Source organism: Bifidobacterium oedipodis (assembly GCF_012932425.1).
In the GTDB taxonomy this organism is placed as follows: domain Bacteria; phylum Actinomycetota; class Actinomycetes; order Actinomycetales; family Bifidobacteriaceae; genus Bifidobacterium; species Bifidobacterium oedipodis.
This window is the reverse complement of the sequence record NZ_JAAIII010000001.1, coordinates 620,054-642,275: the sequence shown is the minus strand read 5'-3', so window position 1 is coordinate 642,275 and position 22,222 is coordinate 620,054. Positions and strand designations below refer to the sequence as shown.

Here is a 22,222-nt window from a genome sequence, read left to right as displayed (position 1 = left end):
AAGGCTAAGTAGGTAGAAATGAAGAACATTCTGTCCCTGAATCTGCGCGCCTGGTGGGCGGGCTTCAAGGCAATCATCGTCTTCACCGTCATTGTGATCGTCTATACCTTCGTAATGACTGGCATCGGTCAGCTCGGCATGTCCGATCAGACCAACGGTTCGATGATCACCAATGCCAACGGCGAAGTGGTTGGCTCGTCACTGATCGGCCAGTCATTCACCGATGCGGACGGCAATGCGTTGCCGCAATATTTCCAGTCCCGTCCGTCTGCGGCCGGTGACGGTTATGATGCTACGGCATCAGGCGGCACCAACAAGGGCCACAAGGACGCCGACCTTATCAAGTCGGTGAAGGAGCTGCGCAAGCAGATCGCCAAGCGTGAGGGCGTGAGCGTCAAGGACGTTCCGGCGGACGCGACCACGTCATCCTCTTCCGGTCTTGACCCGCACATCAGCCCCGAATACGCGGCCATTCAGGTCAAGCGTGTGGCCAAGGAACGTGGCCTGTCGCAAGAGAAGGTCGAGCAGATGGTTAAGGATCACACCACCGGTCGTGGCCTGGGCTTCCTAGGCGATCCAGCGGTCAACGTCGTAACCCTCAACAACGATCTAGACAAGCTGAACTGAGTGGTGTAGTACCCATATCATTCCGAGTGGCCTACTGTCATCCCGAGCGAAGTCGAGGGATCTCGATTTGCGGGACGCGCAGATTACGCTCGGAATGGACGGGAAGCATGGCGGCTAGGCTGAGGTAGGTACATGCGATAAGGGGAGGGCGTATGGTTCAGGAACATAACCAGGAGCACAACAAGCGCGGCATTCTCAAAGTGCTGCTCGGTGCAGCACCGGGTGTGGGCAAAACCGTCGCCATGCTGGAAGAGGGACATCGTCTGAAGTCTGAAGGCAAGGACGTGGTTATCGCCCTGCTGGAAACCCACGGACGCAAAGCCACCAGCCAAGCCGCCGAAGGTCTGGAACAGGTGCCCCGGCAGCGCATCCGCTATCGCGGTATGTGGCTTGAGGAAATGGATCTGTTCAAGGTCATCGAGCGCAACCCACAAATCGCGTTGGTGGATGAATTCGCCCACACCAACGCCCCCGGCCTGATCCACAACAAACGCTGGCAGGACGTCGAGGATTTGCTCGACGCCGGCATCGACGTCATCACCACCATCAATGTGCAGCATATCGAATCACTTAACGATGTGGTGCGCGACATCACCGGCAGCGTGCAGAAGGAAACGGTTCCCGATCGCATTCTGCGCGCGGCCGACGAGGTCAAACTCGTTGATTTGTCACCGAACATGCTGCGCGAACGCCTCTCCCAAGGCCTGGTGTACAAACCGGATCGTGTGGACGCGGCATTATCGAACTATTTTCGCGTGGGCAACCTCACGGCCCTGCGCGAGCTGGCCCTGCTCTGGCTGGCCGGCAATGTGGATGACGCACTCAAGGAATACCGCGCCGAACACCATATCAACGCCAAATGGGAGGCACGCGAACGTGTGGTCGTGGCCTTGTCCGGCGGTCCGGAAGGCGAACAACTCCTGCGGCGCGGTGCCCGTGTGGCTCGAGCCTCGGGCGGCGGCGATCTGGTGGCCGTGCATGTCACCAGTGATGACGGTCTGCGCTCATCCAACCCCACCATGCTGGAGAAGCAGCGAGAACTGGTCGAACAGTTGGGCGGCACCTACCATCAGATCGTCGGCGAGGACATCGCCGAGGCACTGCTGCAGTTCGCCCGCGCCAACAACGCCACACAGGTGATCGTCGGTGTTTCACGTCGCTCGGCGCTTGCACGTTGGCTGGGGCGTCCGTCATCCACCAATCAGGTCATCGAAAAATCCGGCGACATCGACGTGCACGTGGTGACGCACAGCTTTGCGCACAAAGGCCTGAAACTGCCGAGCACCAAGCGCACCATGACCATGCCGCGCATTCTGGTCGGCTTCATATTCGCCTGCGTGGGCGTTCCGCTGGCAAGCTGGCTGCTGATGGGACTATCCGATCCGACAGCCATCGCCCGTGATGCGCTGGTATTGCAGCTGATCGTAGTGATCGCCGCCCTGATCGGCGGCGCCGCTCCTGCCACTGCAGCCGCGGTACTGTCTGGATTGGCGCTGGATTATCTGTATGTTGCGCCGGTAGGCACGTTCCATATGCCCCGATGGCAAGACTGGATGACGATGGCACTGTATGTTGCTGTCGGTGTGATCGTCTCCTTCGTGGTCGACCGTGCCAGTGAACGTGCGCGTCTGGCTCAACGTGCCTCCGCCGAATCCGAAACGCTGGTCAATATTTCCAGCGCTGTGCTGCGCAGCACCGATCCCCTGCAGGCAATTGTGCGCCGCACGCGCGAAGCCTTCGGATTCACCTGCGTGCGCATCCGCGACCATGATCGCGTGATTGCCGCCGACTCTGATGCGCTTACCAGCGATGAAGGCGTGCCGGCAGACGTCTCCGCCGCCTCTTGGAACGCAGTATTCGGAGCTCCGGATGTTATCTCTATCAACGATAACGGCTTGGCGCTGGAACTGTACGGACGCTCCATCGAAGCGAATGACCAACGTCTGCTGATGGCCATCGTCTCGCAGATCCAAACCGTGCTTGAACACAATGATCTGGTCGCCAAAGCCAAGGAAATCGAACCGCTGGCCGCAGCGGACAAGCTGCGCACCGCACTGCTTAACGCAGTCAGCCACGATTTGCGCCGCCCGCTGGCATCGGCCACTGCCGCCGTCTCCGGCTTGCAACGGATGGGTGCTACGATGAGCGAGAACGATCGGCGCGAACTCTTGGGCGTGGCCAACGTTTCGCTTGGCCAGCTCACCCGGTTGGTAACCGATTTGCTGGATGTGTCGCGCCTCCATGAAGGTGCGCTGCCATTGTCTATGGTCGCCTCCGACGTGGGCGAGGCCATCGTTCCCGCGCTGGACGACCTCAATATTGGTCCATCCGCAATCGATCTTGATATTGATGCGAACCTGCCGCTGGTGATGGCCGATCCGCCACTGCTGCGCCGCGCGATGTCGAATGTGCTTATCAACGCCATGCGCTTCACTCCAAAGGGCGAACGCGTGCGCATTTCCGCCTCCGCTTTCAACAGTCTGGTTGAGATTCGCGTGGCCGATCACGGCCCGGGTGTGCCAGACGCGCGCAAGGATGATATTTTCGTGCCCTTCCACCGGTTGGGCGACACCGACAACACCACCGGTTTGGGGCTGGGCATGGCGCTATCTAAGGGGTTTGTCGAATCGATGGGTGGTTCGATCAGCGCCGAAGATACGCCCGGTGGCGGCCTGACCATCGTGATTACGCTGTGTGCCGCCGACGCCAAGATCGCCCTTGGCCAGCCAATTCCCAAGGATCAGATTCCTGACCCAGGGGAGGGGATAGGCGAAGTGACGATGCGCTTTTCGGGTGCGGTCACCGATGTGATTCTGCCTGTGGGCGCGCGCATTGAGCATGACACGCACGCCGCCGAGGCTGCGGCTGCTGAGGAGACCGTTGGGTCTTCTGAAGCCGCTCATACAGCTAACGCTATTGATACTGTTGATGCCGTTGGGAAGGAGCAGCAATGAAGATTCTGGTGGCCGACGACGATCCGCAGTTCCTGAAAGCCCTGAAGATTACCTTGCGCTCGCAGGGGTATCAGATTGTCACCGCCGCCGATGGCGTGGAATGCATCACCGTGGCCGTCGAAGAACATCCGGATATGTTCGTGCTGGATCTAGGGATGCCGAAAATGGATGGCATGGGAGTGATCCAAGGCGTGCGCGGCTGGACGGATGCGCCGATTCTTGTGGTGTCGGGCCGTACCGACGCTCGCGAAAAGGTCGCTGTGCTGGATGCCGGTGCCGATGATTATGTGACCAAGCCTGTTTCCATCGATGAGCTGTTGGCCCGTATCCGCGCCCTCGCCCGCCGTATTCCGCAGGAAAGCGAAACGCCTACTGTGCAGCTGGGCGATGTGACCGTTGATTTGACCGCCCACGCGGTATTTCGTGACTATGGTGCCCAAGGGCGGCAGGTTCGCGTGCGTCTGACGCCCACCGAATGGAAGGTGCTGGAGATTCTGGTGCGTAATGCCGGCAAACTGGTCACCCGCAAGGATCTGCTCACCGAAATCTGGGGCTCCGAACATATCAATGATTCAGGCTACCTACGCCTGTATGTTTCCCAACTGCGCAAGAAAATCGAAGCCGACCCAGCCAACCCGAAATTCCTGAAAACCGAACCCGGCATGGGCTACCGTTTGGAGCTGTGAATCTGCCAGCTCGTGCGTTTTGAACGTGCGGCTGCGTGCGGCTAGGGGCCGCGCGATAATGGGAGACATGACGATTGCGACTGCGGAACGATATGCCGAAATGCTTGATGCCGCCCACCGCGGCGGATACGCTTATCCCGCCATCAATGTAACCAGCACACAGACGCTGAACGCTGCGTTGCAGGGATTCGCCGAAGCTGAGTCTGACGGCATTATTCAGGTGTCAGTGGGCGGTGCAGCCTATTTTTCCGGCCAATCCGTGAACGATCGAGTGGTTGGTTCGCTTGCTTTCGCCGCATTCGCGCATGAGGTCGCGGCCCAGTATCCCAATATCACCGTTGCGCTGCATACCGACCATTGCGCCAAACAGTATTTGGACAGCTGGGTAAGGCCCCTGCTTGACCATGAAATCGACCAGGTTAAGCGCGGCGAGGAGCCCACCTTCCAGTCGCATATGTGGGACGGTTCCACCGTGCCGCTTGATGAAAACCTTGATATCGCCGCCGAATTGCTCGACAAATCCGTGCGTGCCCACACCGTGCTTGAAATCGAAATCGGCGCGGTCGGTGGCGAAGAGGACGGCCATCGCGCCGAAATCAACGACAAACTGTATTCCACGCCGGCCGATGGTGTGCGAGTGGCTCAGCGCTTGGGGCTGGGCGAGCATGGCCGTTATATGGCCGCCTTCACCTTTGGCAATGTGCATGGTGCGTATAAGCCCGGTGTGGTCAAGCTGCGCCCGGAGTTGCTTGGCGAGATTCAGCATGAAGTATGGGAAGCCGCACATGATGGGCGCGTAGGCAGCTTGGGCGCGGCCGCTGTCTCGTCCTGCGCGTTGCCGGATATGCCTGAAGGCAAGCCATTCTCGTTGGTGTTCCACGGTGGCTCCGGTTCCACTGCGGAAGAGATTGCCGAAGCCGTCAGCCACGGCGTTATCAAGATGAATATCGACACCGACACTCAATACGCTTTCTCCCGTGCCATTGCCGGGCACATGTTCCGCAACTATGACGCCGTGCTTAAAATCGACGGCGAAGTGGGCAACAAGAAGATGTACGACCCACGCTCGTGGGGACGTGAAGCGGAAACCGCTATGGCCGCCCGCGTAGTCGAAGCCTGCAAGCAGCTCGGTAGCGCCGGCAAAGCCCTGCGCTAGGCGACTGACGCATCGCAACCGGCACATCTGCACGTTCGTTGCGGCACTTATTGTATGGAATTCCGCAATAAGTGCCGCGAGCAGGTCTGAAACGGCCTTGAGATGGCACTTATTGTGGAAATTCCACAAAAAGTGCCTCGTAGGTAGGTGAATGCATGCTCTACGAGGCACTTATTGTGGATAATCACGCAGAAAGTGTCATCTGGAGCGCGGCTGTACGCTCCTTGCGGCACTTATTGTGGAAATTCCACAGAAAGTGCCGTATTTCGGTAGAGGGCTTCGGGTAGTCTACATGAGGCTTAACGGTGCACAAAGGCGGAGGTGCGGAACATGCCAGGAATCGTTCTTATCGGCGCTCAGTGGGGTGACGAGGGCAAAGGCAAGGCTACCGATCTGATCGGTACCAAGGTCGATTACGTCGCCCGCTTCAACGGCGGCAACAACGCTGGCCATACCGTAGTGGTCGGCGACGAATCGTACGCTCTGCATCTGCTGCCCAGCGGCATCATCTCCCCGAACGTCACGCCCGTCATCGGCAACGGCGTGGTCGTGGATCCCGAAGTGCTGTTCGAGGAAATCGACGGACTTCAGTCGCGCGGTGTGGACTGCTCCCGACTGCTGGTGAGCGAGGCCGCGCACATCATCGCGCCGTATCATCGCACTATCGATAAGGTGTCCGAACGCTTCCTTGGCAAGCGCAAGATCGGCACCACCGGCCGCGGCATCGGCCCGGCGTATGCGGACAAGATCAACCGTGTGGGCATTCGCGTGCACGATTTGTTCAACGCCGAGCATCTGCACGACAAGGTGGAGGCCAGCCTGCACCAGAAGAACCAGATGCTGCTCAAACTGTACAACCGTCGCGCCATCGACGTGAACGCCGTTACCGACGAGCTGCTCAAGCTCGGCGAACGCCTGAAGCCGTATGTGGCCAATACGGGACTGATTCTGAACAAGGCGCTTGACGAAGGCAAAACCGTGCTGTTCGAAGGCGGCCAAGCCACGATGCTTGACGTGGATCACGGCACCTATCCGTTCGTCACCTCATCCAACCCGACCGCGGGCGGTGCCTGCACCGGTACCGGCGTGGGCCCCACCAAGATCAATCGTGTGATCGGTGTGGCCAAGGCCTATGTGACCCGCGTGGGCGAAGGCCCGTTCCCCACCGAACTGCTGGACGAATCCGGCGAATGGCTGCGCACGCAAGGACATGAGTTCGGCGTGACCACCGGTCGCCCGCGTCGCTGCGGTTGGGCGGATACGGTTGTCAATCGTTACGCCTCCCAGGTTAACGGTCTGACTGATATCGTGCTCACCAAGCTTGATGTGCTCACCGGTTTGAAGGATATCCCGATCTGTGTGGCCTACGATGTGGACGGCGAACGTCACGATGATATGCCCACCGATCAGGCTGCCTTCGCCATCGCCAAGCCGATTTATGAGACTATGCCCGGTTGGAGCGAGGATATTTCGCAGTGCCACGACTTCGATGAGCTGCCCGTCACCTGCCAGGCCTACGTCAAGCGCCTGGAAGAGCTGAGCGGCTGCCGTATCTCCGCGATCGGCACCGGTCCGCAGCGCGATCACATCATCTCCGTTCATTCGCTGATCGACTGATTCAGCTGCCTGTGGCCGCATTATGGATGTGTACGACGCCCCTACCGCCGTCGGCGGGGCAACGATAGCGCCGCCGACCGAATCCGGTTCCTCTGTGGAACCGGTGACCAGCACGCAGGAGATTTCCGCAGCCCAGGTGCGCGCGCATATCACGCCCACACCATTGGGCGCGGCTGCGGCGGATCAGCCTCCGCAGATTCCGCTTGCCCCGATCAAACGGGTGCAGGCACGATTCAATCCGCTGGCCGACGGCATGATTTATTTGGTCGTATTCCTGGGCGGCATGCTCGGCACGTCCATGCGCTATGGCCTGAGCCTGCTGCTCCCGGCGACCGCAAGCAGTAGCGGCTTCTGGCAGGCCTTCCATATACCCACATTCATCGCGAATATGATTGCCTGTTTCATTTTTGCGATGATGACCTCTTACATATCGCAGGCGTCGTGGATTCACAAGCGCGTTCGTCAGCTCACCTCAAGGGGTGTGGGCATGGGTATGTGCGGTGGTTTTTCCACCCTGTCCGCACTGGCTATCGAAGTACTGACTACCCTGCAAGCCAATCAGATTGCAGGAGCGCTGGTCTACCTGCTCGTCAGCTTTGCCGGTGGTCTGCTGGTGGCCTATGTGGGTGCGCGTGCTGGCCTGAGGGTGGCGTCCAAACGAGCCGCAAAAGTCGCTGCTGAAACGTTGCGGCATCATCACCGCCATGTTGCCGCCGGGGAAACGATTATCGTCGGTCCGGATCCGCTCTCGCCGGGTGGAGTGCAGGCGGTAAGCCTAACCACGCCGGCGCCGCCGGAAGGTGACTTCGGCCAGCCGCAGCAGAGCGCGGCTTCCGCGTCGTCATCAACACTGCCGGTGCTGCCTTCGGAACATGATGTGCTTGACCAGCCGCCCGCATACGAACCCGCACCGATCACCGACGAGATTCCGCTGACCGGAGACCCGACCACCGGGGAGGTGCGCGGATGACTTTTCTGTTGATCTGCATATGCGGCGGCGTGGGCGCAGTCGCACGCTTCGTGCTTAACACGTCGATTCAGCGTTGGTGGAAGAATGCTTTCCCCCTGTCCACGTTTATTATCAACGTCATCGCAACGTTCTGCGCTGGTCTCGCCGCGTCCGCTTTGGCTCATCAGGCTGTGGGTGAGCCGACGTACCTGCTGTTCGTCACTGGTTTTCTCGGCGGATTTTCGACCTTTTCCACTGCGATTAACGAAATGGTGTCGCTAGTGCGAGGGCATAAATATGCCGTTGCCAGCTTGTATCTGCTGGCAACGGTTGTGGTGCCGTTGATATGCGTGGCATTGGGCTGGGCCGTGGGCGCAATGGCTCACTAGTAGCCCACTGACAATGTCCCGCTAGAAATCCCAATCGTCGTCTTCGGTTTCCTGCGCTTTGCCCATCACATAGCTGGAGCCGGAACCGGAGAAGAAATCATGGTTCTCATCGGCGTTCGGGCTCAATGCTGCGAGAATGGCAGGGTTCACATTGCAGATTTCTGCAGGGAACAGCGCTGGATAACCGAGGTTCATTAGGGCCTTATTGCCGTTGTAGCGCAGGAAGTGCTCCACATCCTCGGTGAGCCCCACGCTCGAATACAGGCTATCGGTGTAATCCACTTCGTTGTCGTACAACTCGTTGAGCAGATCATAGGTGTAGTCCTGCATTTCGGCGCGCGTCGCCTCGCTGGCCTGCTCGAGCCCGCGCTGATACTTGTAGCCGATGTAGTAGCCGTGCACAGCTTCGTCGCGAATGATCAGGCGGATCACGTCGGCGGTGTTGGTGAGTTTGGCGTGCGCGGAGAAATACATGGGCAGGTAGAAGCCGGAATAGAACAGGAAGGATTCCAGCAGCGTCGAAGCCACCTTACGTTTGAGTGGATTGTCGCCCTCGTAATAGTCGAGCACGATCTGCGCCTTCTTCTGCAGGTATTCGTTCTCTTCGCTCCATGCGAAGGCCTGGTCGATTTCAGCGCTGGAGCACAGCGTGGAGAAGATTGAGGAATAGCTTTTCGCGTGCACGGATTCCATGAACGCGATATTCGTGTACACCGCTTCCTCATGCGGGGTGAGCGCGTCGGGAATCAGCGACACCGCACCCACCGTGCCCTGAATAGTGTCGAGCAGGGTCAGGCCTGTGAACACGCGCATGGTTAATGTGTGCTCGGCCTCGCTCATGGTCTGCCAGACAGGAATGTCGTTGGACACGGGAACTTTTTCGGGCAGCCAGAAGTTGCCGGTCAGGCGATCCCAGACTTCAAGATCCTTGTCGTCCTCCAAACGGTTCCAGTTGATGGCAGACACGCGGTCGATGAGCTTAAGCGGTTTGCGGGGGATGGAGATAGGTGCCATGACTATTCGTTGCCTTCCTGTTCGCTATGGTCGATGAGTGCGGTTGCGACGGCTGTTGTGGCTGCCGCGGTTGAGTACGCGGTCGAATATGCGGCGGTGCGTGCGGTGTCGGTGAAGTCTTCAGGTGCCGTCAGTCGCAGCAGTGCTCGGTAAATGCGTCGGTTCATAGGGTGTCCTGTGTTTGTTGGAGTGAGTTTGCGAACGATGAGAAGCGGTCGCTGTTACAGTGCGCAGCTCACGCACCCCTGCACCTCGGTGCCTTCCAGCGCCTGCTGGCGGATGCGAATGTAATACAGCGTTTTGATGCCTTTGCGCCAAGCATAGATCTGCGCTTTGTTGAGATCGCGTGTGGTGGCGGTGTCGGGGAAGAACAAGGTCAGCGACAACCCCTGATCGACGTGCTGCGTGGCTTCGGCATAGGTGTCGATGATTTTCTTCCAGCCGATGGTATAGGCGTCCTCGTAGTAGTCGAGGTTGTCGTTGGTCATGTAGGCGGCCGGATAGTAGACGCGTCCGATTTTGCCTTCCTTGCGGATTTCGATTTTCGAGGCGATCGGATGAATCGACGAGGTGGCGTGGTTGATGTATGAAATCGAACCGGTGGGCGGCACGGCCTGCAGGTTCTGGTTGTAGATGCCATCCTGCATGATGGCGTCGCGCAACGCCTGCCAATCGGCCACCGTGGGGATGTGAATGCCGCGTTCGGCGAACAGTTGCCGCACCTTGTCCGTGCGGGGTTCCAAGGAGCGCCTGCCATCGGTGTATTTGTCAAAGTAATTGCCCTGCCCGGCCGGTTTGGCGTAATCGGATGCGCGGAAGCCGGCGAATGCCCGCCCTCGCTCCACAGCCAGCGCATGCGAGGTGCGGTAGGCATGGAAGGCAACCGTCATGAAATACATATCGGTGAAGTCGAGCGCTTCTTCAGAGCCGTAGTGAATGGCTTCGCGGGCAAGGAATCCATGCAGATTCATCTGCCCCAATCCGATGGCGTGGCCTTCCTCGTTGCCGCGCCTGATCGACGGCACGCAGTCCATCGACGTATGGTCGGCCACTGAGGTCAGTGCACGCACCGCGGTTTCCACAGTGGCGCCGAGTCCCTTGATGGCGTCCATCGCCTTGGCGATATTCAGCGAGCCAAGATTGCAGGAGACGTCGCGACCGATGTGCGCGTACGACAGATCTTCGTTATAGGTGCTCGGCTCCTGCACCTGCAGGATTTCCGAGCACAAGTTCGACATGGTCACGCGGCCCGCAATCGGGTTCGCGCGGTTAACCGTGTCTTCGAACATGATGTACGGGTAGCCGGATTCAAACTGCAGTTCGGCAAGCGTCATAAAGAACTGCCGGGCGTCAATATACGTTTTGTGAATGCGATTATCGGCCACCATCTCGTCATATCGTTCGCTTACGGAGATGTCCGCAAACGGCTTGCCGTACACGCGCTCCACATCGTAGGGGCTGAACAGCGCCATCGGCTTCTTTGCTTTGGCCAGTTCGAAGGTGATATCCGGCACCACCACGCCCAGAGCCAGCGTTTTGATACGAATCTTTTCGTCCGCATTCTCGCGTTTGGTGTCCAGGAATCGCATGATATCAGGGTGATGGGCGTTGAGATACACCGCACCCGCACCCTGCCTGGCACCCAGCTGGTTCGCGTAGCTGAATGAATCCTCCAGCAGTTTCATAATCGGCACCACGCCGGAGCTTTGGTGTTCGATATGTTTGATCGGCGCGCCAAGCTCGCGCAGGTTGCTCAGCAGCAGCGCCACACCGCCGCCGCGCTTGCTCAGCTGCAGGGCCGCGTTGATGGCGCGGCTGATTGATTCCATATTGTCTTCGATGCGCACAAGGAAGCAGCTCACCGCTTCGCCGCGTTGCGCTTTGCCGAGGTTCAGGAAGGTCGGTGTGGCAGGCTGGAAGCGGCCGGCGATGATCTCATCCGCAATCGCAAGCGCCATATTCTCGTCGCCGGCGGCGAGTTCGAGCGCCACGGCGGCCGCACGCTGCGGGAAATCCTCCAGATAGCGTTTGCCGTCGAAGGTTTTCAGTGCGTATGAGGAGTAGAACTTGAACGCTCCGAGGAAGGTGGAGAATTCGAATCCGCTGGATTCGACGTGGGCGTACAGGGAGTCGAGGAATGCGGGGGAGTATTGCGCGAACACCTTGCCGTCGTAATAGTGGTTGCGAATCAGGTAGTCCAGTCGCTGGGCGGTGGTGGGGAAGACAATGCTGTGCTCGGCCACATGGCCCGTGACGTATGCGCGTTCGGCGGCTTTGTCTTTATCGAATTGGATGCGGCCCTGCTCGTCGTACAGGTTGAGCATGGCGTTGAGCGCATGCCAGTCGGTTGAAGGATTGTATGTCGCGGTTGCGGTGGATGTCGCGGTTGCGGTGCTGTCGGTGATGGCCATGATGAGGCCTTCCTCCTTGTGATGGTGGCGGTTTTTGCTATGCCTGTTGCCGATTGCGGCGGAAGAATTCGGCCACGCCTTGGCGAACTTTGGCGGTGTCGTCCGGGGTGCCCATAAGTTCGAAGCGATACAGGTACGGCACCTTGCATTTGGCGGCGATTACGTCGCCGGCCGCGCAGAACGCCTCGCCAAAGTTGGTGTTGCCGGCGGCAATGACACCGCGTATCCATGCGCGGTTATCGGGGTCGTTAAGGAAGCGTTTGACCTGTGGCGGCACGGCTTTGACGATGTCGCCGCCGCCATAGGTGGGCACCATCAGGATGTAGGGTTCGCGTACGGCCAGCGGCGGATCGTTGGGTTTAAGCGGAATGCGATAGGTGGCGATGCCTAGTTCGTCGAACCGACAGCTGCTCACAAAGCGGGCCGTATTCTCAGATGCCGAGGAAAAGAACACCACCGCACCTTGGTGGTTTTGGTGACCTTGGTGGTCTTGGCGGGCCGGCTGATTCGAGTACGACTGCGACGTATCGCAAGCGTGCGTCATGCCAGCACCGTGACATTGGCGTTGGCTGCTGCGGCGACGCGCGCGGCGAGATCGTGCTGAGAGTTCAGCGTAGCGGCCAGCTGTTTGATGAGATCCGGGCGGTAGCCGCACCACGATTGGTCGTCGGTAACCACCACCGGCGCCTGATGGAATCCTTCAGCCCGCAACTGTTCCAGAACCTGCGGCTGCTCTTCGAGGTTAATGTCGCGATAGTCAATGCCCAGCTTGCTGAACTGGCGTTTGGTGGCGGCGCACTGCGGGCAGTGTGATGTGCTGTAGATGGTAACGGACATATTCCCCTCCTGATGTTCCAGATGTCATGCGTGCGGGTTATGACCTTACTCGCAAGAAGCATGTTGCCAAAACACAAGATGTTGTGGCGTGTTATGCAACTAAGCACTATATGTAGTGATGCTAAATCGCAATCGGCGCAACGGTTCCCCACTGCCGCGTGCGCGATCCAAGGGCTTCGCCGGGCATTGCCAATGTCAGATACCTCACACTTGAAACCGCTGTGGGATGCATCACATTCCGTGCGAAGGTGGCAATGTCTGAACATTATGGCGCGCAATGTCATTGCCTCCGCAGGCAGGGGAAAACGATTGGGAGGCGATTGCCTAGGGCGGCAAAACTACAATGGAGGCCATGGGTTATATTCCGACAATTGAGCAGATTGATCAGCTGCATCGCGCCATCGCGCCGTCCGAAGCGGCCTATGAGCTGATTCACACACATTGCGTAATCGTGGCGACCATCGGCTGCCAGATTGCACGCCGGCAGAACGCGCTGTTTACGCGCCGATGCACGCTGCCAAAGGGAGAAACGGTACCGGCAACGGGAGGCGTCGAAGGCGGCGAAATACCGCCGCGTCTGATCGATGAGCATTTGGTGATGATTGGCGGCCTAGTACATGATATCGGCACCTATCGTGTGCTCAAGCATGATGGCAGCGACGGTGAGGAACTGAAGTTCAGTAAAAAACGCTACATTCTGCACGGACTGAAGGGCTATGAGTACCTGCTTGACGAAGGTGTGGACGAGTCAATCGCGCAATTCTGCCGCAACCACACCGGTGTGGGGCTGACGCGTGAGGACGTGGAGCGCCAGGGCCTGCCGCTGCCTCCGGGCGACTACGCGCCGATGAATCTGGAACAGGAAATCGTGATGTACGCCGATAAGTTCCACAGCAAGTCCGTGCCGCCCAAATTCCTGACGGTGGACGCCTACACGGCTCGCGCCGAACGCTTCGGCGAAGAGAACCGGCAACGTTGGTTGGATCTGGTCGCCAAATATGGTGTGCCCGATATCGCGGCGTTGGCTGCGAAATACCAGATGCGCATGATCTGATCGCTGATAATCGCTGGTAATCGCTGATATTGCGATATTGCAGATAAGCCAAGCTGATGAATGCAGTATGCAGCAGCCTGCATACGACAGTAAAGGGCCGAGCGCCAGTCCCACGGATTTACCATGACTAGCGCTCGGCCCTTGTGTAGTGTTGCCGTACGGCAACACTGTTACAGTTCGAAGACCTGATCGGCGGCTTCGGCAATATCGCGCGACGCGGTCAGCACGATTACGCAGTGCTTCGGATCCCCGCTGTGCGCCAGCCTGGCCAGCGCGGCGAATACGGTGACGGTGTCGTCATCATCGAGACCATGGGTCGGCTCGTCGAGAATCAGTACCTCGGCTTCGGTGGAGATTGCGCGCGCGATGGCCACCAGACGCTGTTGCACCTGAGGCAGCGTGCTCACCTTGCTGCCGGACGTGGCTTCATTGAAGCCCACCTTGGCCAGCAGTTCACGAGCGATCACCGGCTTGGGCTTCAGGAAGTTACGATTCGAAGCATTCATCGCATACATCACGTTCTGTTCGGCGTCGAGATCGGCGCGCACCGCATGCCGCTGAGGCATAATGCCCAAGCGATGTCCGCGCAGCTCCACCGGTTCCAGATCGGCGATATTCGCGCTTTTGTTCATCACAGTACCGCTGGTCGGGCGGGCCAGGCCGGTCATAATGCCCAACAGCGCGCGACGCTTATCGTCGGCGGTTACGTCGGTGTCCGGATCGTTGTCGAGCAGTATTGCGTAGGCATGGCCTGCATAGCAGGCGATATTCACGTCGCTCAGCACATCGACCTTACCCTTGGCACCGGCAACGGTGACCTTATTCAGCGCGAACGTCGGATAGGTTTTCAGCAGCACATCATCTGCGCTGCCGCCCACCAATACACGGTCGATACGCGAAGCCAGCGTGGTGGCCGGTTCCGGCTGAGGCTTGGACTCCTCGTGCTTGGCCAGTTCGTTGTCGGAATCGGAACTGGTGGCCAGCTTCAGGGTGTCGTTGACGTGCTGGGCGTTCGACGCGGTGATATCGGACGAAGCACTGGAAGCAATGCCGGTGGCGCCGGCCGCGTCGGGCGACGATTCGGTGTTGCTGCCGTCGCTATCGGCCTCATCACCAGCCGCATCGGTGGCTGCGGTTACTTCCGCGGCGGCCAACGCATCGTAGATGTTGCCGGATGCAATAGTTTCGCCAGCCAAGGCATCATCCTGCACATCATCGTCATCATCCTCATCGAATACGACGGAGAACTGGATGGAATCAGCCGGTGCCGGGGCAATATCCTCAGTATTTTCGGCCGTCTCGGCTTTGCTGCTGGATTCGGTTTGCGATTCCTCGACTGTCTGATCATCAACCGGCTGAGACTCAGCGGTCTGATCCACGGCGGAATCCTGGCCGTTCTCGTTCAGCTCGTCGTCGGTGCGCTCGGAATCCTTGATGTTCTCGCTCATGCCTTCGCCTCCGCATTGGTGTCGTCGGTGTTCTCGGTAATGGTTGCGCTGCCGTGCTCGGCGGCATCGATGGTGGTAGCTGATGTCGCGCCCCAATCGCCGTCAGCGGCGAACATCTTGGGCACCCCAAACCAGATGGTGCGCAGTGCGGCGAGAATCGCCAGCACAATAATGGCGCCCAGGCCCCACCACACCATCTTCCAAACCAAATCAGAGGTTACCGGGGTGGCATGGCCGCCGGAGAGCGCTTGTCCCAGCGGTTTGGCCGCGAACGCACCGCCGACCACGCCGATGGCGTAGCACGGCACAACCACGAAGAACGTCTCCAGCATGAACTGCCAGCCAAGACGGCCGCGCGTCACGCCACAGGCCAATGCCATGCCGATTTCGTCATCGCGCTTCGACGTCCACACGCCGACCATCACGAGGGCGATCAGCAATGCGCCACCGGCCACCAGCAGCACGATTACGCCTGTCTTGGCGCGGGAAGCGAGCGTATCAAGCGGCTCCAGCGATTCGTTATAGGCATCCAGCGAGGGGGAGGAAATAGTGTAGCCCTTTGCCGGCAGCTTGGATTTCTTCAGCGTGGAAACCACCTGATCGTAGACGGACGGGCTGGTCAGATTGAACACCACATCCAGATCGGGCAGATCCCAACCCTCCGCCTTGGCGGACGTGTCGGAGGACTGCGGGTCGAGCCCAGCATTCGAGAAGGCTGGGTAGTTGGTGTAAATCGTGTTTTCGCGGTTGCGGGCGGCGGCCACCGGGTTCAGCGCGTTTGCCTCGCTGGTGTACTCGTAGATGCCACGCACCTCAAGTTCCACGGTCTTGGAGGCGTCGGATGCCGTCGCCACCTTGAACTTGTCGCCAACCTTCAGTCCATTGGCATCGGCGAAGGCCTTGGAGACCAGCGCGCCTGTGGTGTCCACATCGGAGGACGTGTCGTAGTTCAGCGCTTTGCCGTCCACGATCTTATAGGTACCCAAATCGTTGGTTTTGGCCGAATCCTTGGTCCAGAACGCACGCCACAGCAGTTCGCCGCCGGTTTCGTCGTCAGACGCGGAACCGAGCGAACCGCCCTCGAGTGCCTTCAAATCGCCGGAAACGCGAGCCGGAACGGTTTCAGTCACCATGAAATCCAGCGAAATGCCAGCCGTCTGCATCACCGTGGCATACTCGGTGTACGTGGCCCACGTCATGTAATTCTTGGTGGTGGAAGAATCAGTGGGCGAAACCTTCTTCCACGTTGCCGCGCTTGGGCGAATGGCCATAGTGGCCTGCTGGCTTTCGTAGGTGTCACCATGCGCGGTGTTGTCTTCCTGAACAATGGACAGCCCGGCAACCGTGCCGAAAGCTATCGCCAGCGTAATCACTGCGGTAAGCGCCGTGCGCCCCTTGAATCGTGTCAGGGCCCTCCAGGCGTTGCTGAGGACGAACATAGTTATGTACCTCTCTCGTTCTCCTAAGCCGAACAAAACAATACGGCTCTACTATCGTCACATTTAGTGACCGTTTTCTTGCGCATTACTGTTATACCTCTCAACGAACCCTGAGAACATGCTGAAAATGATGTGCGGTTGCGGGGGAGATTTGCAAAGGAGGCAACGAACATGCCGATGATTGCACCCCCGAAGTTACACTGGCACAAGAGACATGCGCAAGGCAGATGCGTCGGCATGCCCCGGCGGCCTTGCGCTCGCCGGCCGCCGGCCGAAGCGTCAGCGGGCATATGCGTCCGGCAGGCCGTGCGCGGCGACAATGATAACGAACGATCAGGCAGGTAGTCATATGCGATCTTCAGGACGCCACGGGACCCACTCCGCTGGTGAAGGCCCGCGCAAGCGGCAGCCGGAGGAGTCCCATAATCCGAAGATACGTTTGATCAATCCTCAGCATGTCGGGCGTCGCGGCCGTTCGCTGGTCGGGCGTACCCCCGTATGGGCCAGGGTGCTGGTGGTGGCATTCCTGATGCTGCTGGCCTGCGTCACCTGCGTGACCACGCTGTATGCAGCTTCGGTGTCACGCATGTATACGAATGCGCAACGTGTGCTGTCTTCCGCCGAAGCGATGGCGAACACGGCGCTCGGCTGCGGCAGCGACCAGAGTCTGAGCGATGCCGCGCAGGAGCTGGTCGACTCCACCAACGCGCTGAACAAGGAGCTTAACGGCCCGCAGTGGGATGTGGTGCGTGACAACAGCAAGTATGGCAGCGACATCACCGCCGCCCGCGAAATGCTTGCCTCAGTGGACACGCTGGTCAACGGACCGTTCACCGACCTGATGAATCTGGCCAATCGACTGCAAGGCTTCTCCCTGAAAGATGATTCGGTGGATGTCAGCGCACTGATGGAAATGCCTGACATCATCAGCAAAACACATACCGATCTGCAGGAGCAGATCGCCAAACTCGAAGCTATCGAAGAGCCGAGCATCGCCAAAGTGGCCGCCGTGCTGAACGCTGAAAAAATGGCGCTGACCACCATCGATTCGATGCTTTCGGAATATGACGCAATGATCAATCTCTTGCCGCAGCTGTTGGGCAAGGAGGGTAAGCGCACCTATCTGGTACTGGTGCAGAACCCGGCTGAGCTGCGTTCGTCGGGTGGCATGATCGGTACTGTGGCGGCAATCACCGCAGATAATGGCACTGTGACCATCGGCGATTTCGAATCCACCGGTTTCTGGGATCGGCCCGAAGAACCCATGGACGATCTGGTGCTTGACGAGCGCGACGTGTTCGGCGCGACCTTTGACGTGTACCCGGCTACCACCACCATCGACCCGGAGTTCTCCCGTGTGGCCCAGCTCAATATCTACGACTGGAAGGTGGCGCATCCGGATCGGCAGGATGAGGACTTCGCCGGCGTGATTTCGCTGGATCCGGTGTTCTTGCAATCGCTGCTGAGCGCCACCGGTTCGGTGACATTGTCGGACGGCAAGGTGTTGGACGGCACCACCACGACGGCGTACCTGCTGCACGATTTGTATATCGATCATCCGGATCTTGAGGATCAGAACAAGTTCGTGTCTGAAGCGGCCAAGGAGATCATGAACCATGTGCTGGGCAATGCGAACGCCTCCACCATATCGGCGCTGCTCAAGTCGGTGCGCGACATGTCGGCCAGCGGGCATCTCAAGCTATGGATGGAACAGAGCGCGGAACAGGAAGCGCTGATCAACACTGGCTTGATCGATGATCAGGCCGCCGGCGAATTGTCTGCAGACGAAACCGCTCCAGAAGCCGGCATCTATCTATCCGAACTGCAGATGGGCAAGCAGGATTATTACCTGACCACCGAAACCACGGTAAAGAAAACCTGTGGTGAAACCACTGCACTGGATCAGGCAGTTGCCACAGGCATTCTGGATGATCGCATCGATTCCGCAGCTCTTGACACCAGACTGTCGCAGTTCGCCGAGGAACAGCTCGGTGACGAATACACCGTCACCTTCACCATGAAGAACACGATGACCGAACATGAGGCAAAGACTCTGCCTGATTTCATCACGAGTTCCGAAACCTCCGAGAATCCGGGCGGCATGCTGTATCGTGTGGTGCTTGCCGCGCCGTTCAACGGTGAGATTACGTCGGTTCAGGCGGATATTGACCAATGGGGTACGAATACTGCAAGCCTGTACGACCGGCAGTATGTGGTGTTTGACGCCGACTGGATTCTGCCTGGCGAAGAGGCCACCATCGCCTACACCGTGCGCGTGAGTGCCAAAGCCTCACAGGCGTTGAATGTGCTGACCACGCCGGTGGTGAACAAGGATGGCATCGAAACCGGGTCGAATGGCAAGGTGATCGATGAATGTTCGGCCGATACCACTGCCGATGATTCGTCTGATGCCGCCGCCGATGCTGGCCAGAGTGGTGATCAGGGCAATCAGAGTGATCAGAGCGATGCGGCTGCCGGCAGCGAGGACGTGAGCGCGATTGACAAGCTCAGGGGACAGCTCAGCTGCCCGGTGGATATCAAGTCGATTGCCGCGGCGGTCTGAGTTGGGCTGACCTGATTTGGCTGATTGGTTTGTTGGCTGATTTATTGGCTACTGGTGGGCTACTTTCAGTGACCTACTTGGCCAAGTGAATCAGCATGAACAGCGGTCTGCGAATCAAACGATCGCATAGGCAAGCCAATACCACCAAAGCCAGTGAAAAGAGGATGCCGGAGCCGTACCAAAGTGCTGCGGTGCCGACGGTTGCCGGCGGCGCGGCGACGGCGTGAGCGATCGGCTCCCACAGTTCGGTGGTTACCGATTGGATGATATAGAAACCGATGATGCCGGAGGCCATTGCTGTAACCATGTGATGGATTGCGCCGACTGTCGGAGTGTATACCGGAGCTGGGGGAGCGGGCTGAACTGGCCCGATTGCCAGCAGCAGTGCGGATAATGCCAAGAGGAACGACAACAGCGACGTTGACTTGAAGGAAATAGCCGTCAGCAGTGTGGGGTTTGGCAGTGCCAGCGCAACAGCGTAGGCGATACCGATCATCGCGGCGCATAGCAGGAGCATGGTAAGCCGGCAGCGGCGTGTGAGGAAGGCACTGGTGTTGATGTCATCGCGCAACGCAGCAGGTGTCGTTGTAGTCGAGGATATTGCGTTGCTCGCATGTTGCCGAGTCACGCCGATGCAGCCGGCGAGCAGGAAGGACTGCATATAGGTGATTGCGCTCATCCATTTGCGCCAGTCCGATAACGCGAAACTGATGCCGGGGGCGGAAGCGGTGGCGGCCACAACAATGTTGAGTGCGTAAGTCAGCGCCATAATGGCCAGTGCGGTGACAAGCGCGGCGCGGCGGACTGTCTGCCTACAGCCGTCGAGGCGATGCAATAGCCATCCCATCGGCGGGGCCAGCGTGGTGAACAGGCAATACAACCATACGAATTCCAGTCCGGTGATCCAGCGCGACGGCTGGTGTACGGCCGGCACTGGCACAATCCACTGATCCACGATTCTGCATAGCAGCGCGTAAAACGCTATGGTGAGCATCACCGTGCACACGCGGCGTGCAACCGAACGATACTGCGACCGCCAGAATCGCGGCTCGCCGGCTTTGCCGTATGCCGAAGCGACGAGAAAGAATCCGGAAATCATAAAGAACACATGATTGCCCCACGATCCCAGCGTCATCATCACGGACAGAGGCCACAATGACGCCGGTTGTGCGGCCAGCGCGGCCATGGTGCCGCAGGCGGCAGCGGCTTGGTGAACGCTGGGCAGGCATGCGGCGATGTGATGGAACGACGCGGAAAACGTGTGGAATACGGCAATGCCGATAATCGCGCATAAGCGCAGCACTTCCACGGATAGGCGACGCGGAGGGCGTGGCGCGTGGGGCTGCGCTTGAGCGGAGGAAATCGGGCCGTGCAGCATGGCTAGTACCCTAACACAACCTCGCGGCGTGCGGCGAAGCGCCGGGCAATGAGTTCGTCCTGCACGATTGGTGAGATGGAGATAGTCGAACCGCTGCATATGGAGGTGGATGATGCTGTTGAAGGCCGTGTTCTGGGATTTGGACGGCACGTTGATTGATTCGGAGCCGGTATGGCACGACGGCGAAATCGCCATCGCGCGTGCCAATGGCGGCGATTGGAACGAAGATCTGGGCTGGGCCTGTTCCGGCACCCCCGTGCCGAATGTGGCACGTCACATGATCGAACGTGGTTGCACGTTAAGCGTTGAGGAAATCGACCGGCAGCTGAAGGATTACGTGTTTGAATCCGAAGTGAAGAATCTGCCGTGGATTGACGGCGTGCAGGATGTGCTGCGCTCGCTCAAGCAGGCCGGTGTGCCTTCCATGCTGGTCACCACGTCGCCTAGGCGTATGGCGGAAAATATTATGAACCAGGCGCAGGGCCTGTTCGCCGGCTATGTGTGTGGCGATGATCCCTGTGCGCATAAACCCGATCCGGCGCCATACTTGGCCGCAGCACAGAAGCTTGGCATTGCGCGTGAGGATATGGCCTCATGCGTGGTGTTGGAGGATTCCGCCGTGGGGCTTCAGGCCGGTGTGGCCTCCGGTGCCACGGTGATTGCACAAACCGGATGGATTCGCACGGATACCTCGGGGCTCGGGCAGTTCGTCTCCATTGCGTCATACGAGGGCGTGAATGCCGAGACTCTGGACGGTTTCGTGCGTGAGCGGCTGGAGTCGCTGAAAGCGTAGCCGATGACGGTGGTGCGCCGCTGGTTATAGAAGGGGTGCTGCTACGGTGGTTGACGTTTTTAGTATGCGTGTCTGATTGACCGAATGTGATTCGATTGGGATTGTCATGGGATTTGTGAATTTCATCGTCGAGCTGTTAAAGGACCCCCGCGCGGCCATCGCCGGGTGGATTGCCATGGGCGTGGCCCCCACGCTCGGCTTTATCTTCCTGATTATTTTCATCGAAACAGGTGTGGTGTTCTTCCCGTTCCTGCCAGGCGACTCCCTGCTGTTCGCGGCTGGCGTGTTCGCCGCTCCCGATGCGGCCACCGGCAAGGCGGCGCTGCCGCTGATGTATCTGCTGCCGGTGGTGTGGATTGCACCTATTATCGGCGATCAGTCCAACTACTTTATTGGCCATTTCTTCGGACGCCGCATCATCCAGTCGGGCAAGGTCAAGGCAATGACCCCCGAACGCATTGCCAAAACCGAAAGCATGATCGAAAAATGGGGGCCTCTGGCCGTCTTCCTCGGTCGCTTCTTCCCATTCATCCGCACGTTCATGCCGTTCATCTCCGGTATTTCGGGTATGCGCTGGAGCCGTTTCACGCCGTTCTCGGTGCTGGGCGGCTTGGTGTGGTCCACGATGTTCACGCTGCTGGGCTATTTCTTTGGCAATATTCCGGCGGTGCAGGATCATTTCGAACTGGTGATCGTGCTGATTCTGCTGGTTTCCTTGGCCCCGACCATCGTGGGATTGCTCAAGGCCAAGTTCGGCAAGAAGAAGTCGGCTGAAGCTTAATTACGTCAATAATTACCATTACGCCAAGTTATCCACATTTGTTGTGGATGACACACCGGGGTGTGGATAACTTGGCAAGCTCGATGCACATGGTCTGATCCGGCTTGAGCCGACCGCATGGAACGC

Annotated in this window: 19 protein-coding genes; 11 read left to right on the top strand and 8 right to left on the bottom strand. The window is 58.8% G+C overall.

Annotation, left to right across the window (positions count from 1 at the left end; all coding sequences use genetic code 11):
- Positions 1–18: 18 nt before the first annotated feature.
- The 7 genes from kdpC to G1C95_RS02690 all read left to right on the top strand — a co-directional run bounded on the left by kdpC (position 19) and on the right by G1C95_RS02690 (position 8,378).
- Entirely contained in the window at positions 19–627 is a 609-nt protein-coding gene (gene kdpC / locus G1C95_RS02720) for a potassium-transporting ATPase subunit KdpC (RefSeq protein ID WP_169171379.1), read from the top strand.
- A gap of 152 nt (positions 628–779) precedes the next feature.
- Positions 780–3,581 (top strand): ATP-binding protein, encoded by a 2,802-nt coding sequence (locus G1C95_RS02715; RefSeq protein WP_169171378.1) that lies wholly within the window; start codon positions 780–782, stop codon positions 3,579–3,581.
- Positions 3,578–4,267 (top strand): response regulator transcription factor, encoded by a 690-nt coding sequence (locus G1C95_RS02710; RefSeq protein WP_169171377.1) that lies wholly within the window; start codon positions 3,578–3,580, stop codon positions 4,265–4,267. The genes G1C95_RS02715 and G1C95_RS02710 overlap by 4 nt, the downstream gene beginning before the upstream one ends.
- A 67-nt stretch (positions 4,268–4,334) precedes the next feature.
- Positions 4,335–5,423, top strand: coding sequence for a class II fructose-bisphosphate aldolase (fbaA, locus tag G1C95_RS02705; RefSeq protein ID WP_169171376.1), 1,089 nt, complete (start codon positions 4,335–4,337; stop codon positions 5,421–5,423).
- A 330-nt stretch (positions 5,424–5,753) separates the two neighbouring features.
- Positions 5,754–7,040 (top strand): adenylosuccinate synthase, encoded by a 1,287-nt coding sequence (locus tag G1C95_RS02700; protein ID WP_169171375.1) that lies wholly within the window; start codon positions 5,754–5,756, stop codon positions 7,038–7,040.
- A gap of 22 nt (positions 7,041–7,062) precedes the next feature.
- The gene (locus G1C95_RS02695; RefSeq protein WP_169171374.1) at positions 7,063–8,010 is read left to right on the top strand and encodes a fluoride efflux transporter FluC; all 948 of its coding nucleotides are present in this window, start codon (positions 7,063–7,065) and stop codon (positions 8,008–8,010) included.
- Positions 8,007–8,378 (top strand): fluoride efflux transporter FluC, encoded by a 372-nt coding sequence (locus G1C95_RS02690; RefSeq protein WP_169171373.1) that lies wholly within the window; start codon positions 8,007–8,009, stop codon positions 8,376–8,378. The genes G1C95_RS02695 and G1C95_RS02690 overlap by 4 nt, the downstream gene beginning before the upstream one ends.
- Positions 8,379–8,399: 21 nt before the next feature.
- On the opposite strand, the gene nrdF is transcribed toward G1C95_RS02690, so the two are convergent.
- The 5 genes from nrdF to nrdH are packed head-to-tail and all read right to left on the bottom strand — an operon-like array spanning position 8,400 to position 12,640.
- A complete protein-coding gene (nrdF, locus tag G1C95_RS02685) occupies positions 8,400–9,392 on the bottom strand; it encodes a class 1b ribonucleoside-diphosphate reductase subunit beta (protein ID WP_169171372.1) in 993 nt (330 codons plus the stop codon).
- A gap of 2 nt (positions 9,393–9,394) precedes the next feature.
- Positions 9,395–9,559 (bottom strand): hypothetical protein, encoded by a 165-nt coding sequence (locus G1C95_RS02680; RefSeq protein ID WP_169171371.1) that lies wholly within the window; start codon positions 9,557–9,559, stop codon positions 9,395–9,397.
- 54 nt (positions 9,560–9,613) lie between these two features.
- Positions 9,614–11,797 (bottom strand): class 1b ribonucleoside-diphosphate reductase subunit alpha, encoded by a 2,184-nt coding sequence (nrdE, locus tag G1C95_RS02675; protein ID WP_417852250.1) that lies wholly within the window; start codon positions 11,795–11,797, stop codon positions 9,614–9,616.
- A 43-nt stretch (positions 11,798–11,840) separates the two neighbouring features.
- A complete protein-coding gene (gene nrdI / locus G1C95_RS02670) occupies positions 11,841–12,347 on the bottom strand; it encodes a class Ib ribonucleoside-diphosphate reductase assembly flavoprotein NrdI (RefSeq protein ID WP_169171369.1) in 507 nt (168 codons plus the stop codon).
- Positions 12,344–12,640 (bottom strand): glutaredoxin-like protein NrdH, encoded by a 297-nt coding sequence (gene nrdH, locus G1C95_RS02665; RefSeq protein WP_169171368.1) that lies wholly within the window; start codon positions 12,638–12,640, stop codon positions 12,344–12,346. The genes nrdI and nrdH overlap by 4 nt, the downstream gene beginning before the upstream one ends.
- A 352-nt stretch (positions 12,641–12,992) precedes the next feature.
- Between nrdH and G1C95_RS02660 the strand changes: the two genes are divergently transcribed.
- Positions 12,993–13,694: an HD domain-containing protein gene (locus tag G1C95_RS02660; RefSeq protein ID WP_240947377.1), complete on the top strand. Its 702-nt coding sequence runs from the start codon at positions 12,993–12,995 to the stop codon at positions 13,692–13,694.
- Between the two features lie 170 nt (positions 13,695–13,864).
- Here G1C95_RS02660 and G1C95_RS02655 read toward each other — a convergent pair whose 3' ends face one another.
- Complete coding sequence (locus G1C95_RS02655) at positions 13,865–15,142, bottom strand: ATP-binding cassette domain-containing protein (protein WP_169171366.1); 1,278 nt, start codon at positions 15,140–15,142, stop codon at positions 13,865–13,867.
- Positions 15,139–16,581 carry an ABC transporter permease gene (locus G1C95_RS02650; RefSeq protein WP_169171365.1) on the bottom strand — a complete coding sequence of 481 codons (1,443 nt, stop codon included), beginning with the start codon at positions 16,579–16,581 and terminating at the stop codon, positions 15,139–15,141. The genes G1C95_RS02655 and G1C95_RS02650 overlap by 4 nt, the downstream gene beginning before the upstream one ends.
- Before the next feature lie 349 nt (positions 16,582–16,930).
- Here G1C95_RS02650 and G1C95_RS02645 point away from each other — a divergent pair, with 349 nt between their 5' ends.
- Positions 16,931–19,144, top strand: coding sequence for a DUF4012 domain-containing protein (locus G1C95_RS02645; RefSeq protein ID WP_169171364.1), 2,214 nt, complete (start codon positions 16,931–16,933; stop codon positions 19,142–19,144).
- Positions 19,145–19,217: 73 nt separating this feature from the next.
- Here G1C95_RS02645 and G1C95_RS02640 read toward each other — a convergent pair whose 3' ends face one another.
- Positions 19,218–20,522, bottom strand: coding sequence for an acyltransferase family protein (locus G1C95_RS02640; RefSeq protein WP_169171363.1), 1,305 nt, complete (start codon positions 20,520–20,522; stop codon positions 19,218–19,220).
- A gap of 112 nt (positions 20,523–20,634) precedes the next feature.
- Between G1C95_RS02640 and G1C95_RS02635 the strand changes: the two genes are divergently transcribed.
- Together G1C95_RS02635 and G1C95_RS02630 are read left to right on the top strand one after the other, a co-directional pair.
- Positions 20,635–21,315 (top strand): HAD family hydrolase, encoded by a 681-nt coding sequence (locus tag G1C95_RS02635; RefSeq protein ID WP_169171519.1) that lies wholly within the window; start codon positions 20,635–20,637, stop codon positions 21,313–21,315.
- Positions 21,316–21,421: 106 nt separating this feature from the next.
- On the top strand, positions 21,422–22,096 hold the full coding sequence (locus G1C95_RS02630) for a DedA family protein (RefSeq protein ID WP_169171362.1): 675 nt from the start codon (positions 21,422–21,424) through the stop codon (positions 22,094–22,096).
- The last annotated feature ends 126 nt before the right edge of the window (positions 22,097–22,222 follow it).

What these genes read in the sequence shown, in the direction of transcription:
- kdpC (WP_169171379.1), top strand. Translation starts at nt 19, where the DNA reads ATGAAGAACATTCTGTCCCTGAATCTGCGCGCCTGGTGGGCGGGCTTC.
- G1C95_RS02715 (WP_169171378.1), top strand. Translation starts at nt 780, where the DNA reads ATGGTTCAGGAACATAACCAGGAGCACAACAAGCGCGGCATTCTCAAA.
- G1C95_RS02710 (WP_169171377.1), top strand. Translation starts at nt 3,578, where the DNA reads ATGAAGATTCTGGTGGCCGACGACGATCCGCAGTTCCTGAAAGCCCTG.
- fbaA (WP_169171376.1), top strand. Translation starts at nt 4,335, where the DNA reads ATGACGATTGCGACTGCGGAACGATATGCCGAAATGCTTGATGCCGCC.
- G1C95_RS02700 (WP_169171375.1), top strand. Translation starts at nt 5,754, where the DNA reads ATGCCAGGAATCGTTCTTATCGGCGCTCAGTGGGGTGACGAGGGCAAA.
- G1C95_RS02695 (WP_169171374.1), top strand. Translation starts at nt 7,063, where the DNA reads ATGGATGTGTACGACGCCCCTACCGCCGTCGGCGGGGCAACGATAGCG.
- G1C95_RS02690 (WP_169171373.1), top strand. Translation starts at nt 8,007, where the DNA reads ATGACTTTTCTGTTGATCTGCATATGCGGCGGCGTGGGCGCAGTCGCA.
- nrdF (WP_169171372.1), bottom strand. Translation starts at nt 9,392, where the DNA reads ATGGCACCTATCTCCATCCCCCGCAAACCGCTTAAGCTCATCGACCGC.
- G1C95_RS02680 (WP_169171371.1), bottom strand. Translation starts at nt 9,559, where the DNA reads ATGAACCGACGCATTTACCGAGCACTGCTGCGACTGACGGCACCTGAA.
- nrdI (WP_169171369.1), bottom strand. Translation starts at nt 12,347, where the DNA reads ATGACGCACGCTTGCGATACGTCGCAGTCGTACTCGAATCAGCCGGCC.
- nrdH (WP_169171368.1), bottom strand. Translation starts at nt 12,640, where the DNA reads ATGTCCGTTACCATCTACAGCACATCACACTGCCCGCAGTGCGCCGCC.
- G1C95_RS02660 (WP_240947377.1), top strand. Translation starts at nt 12,993, where the DNA reads ATGGGTTATATTCCGACAATTGAGCAGATTGATCAGCTGCATCGCGCC.
- G1C95_RS02655 (WP_169171366.1), bottom strand. Translation starts at nt 15,142, where the DNA reads ATGAGCGAGAACATCAAGGATTCCGAGCGCACCGACGACGAGCTGAAC.
- G1C95_RS02650 (WP_169171365.1), bottom strand. Translation starts at nt 16,581, where the DNA reads ATGTTCGTCCTCAGCAACGCCTGGAGGGCCCTGACACGATTCAAGGGG.
- G1C95_RS02645 (WP_169171364.1), top strand. Translation starts at nt 16,931, where the DNA reads ATGCGATCTTCAGGACGCCACGGGACCCACTCCGCTGGTGAAGGCCCG.
- G1C95_RS02640 (WP_169171363.1), bottom strand. Translation starts at nt 20,522, where the DNA reads ATGCTGCACGGCCCGATTTCCTCCGCTCAAGCGCAGCCCCACGCGCCA.
- G1C95_RS02635 (WP_169171519.1), top strand. Translation starts at nt 20,635, where the DNA reads ATGCTGTTGAAGGCCGTGTTCTGGGATTTGGACGGCACGTTGATTGAT.
- G1C95_RS02630 (WP_169171362.1), top strand. Translation starts at nt 21,422, where the DNA reads ATGGGATTTGTGAATTTCATCGTCGAGCTGTTAAAGGACCCCCGCGCG.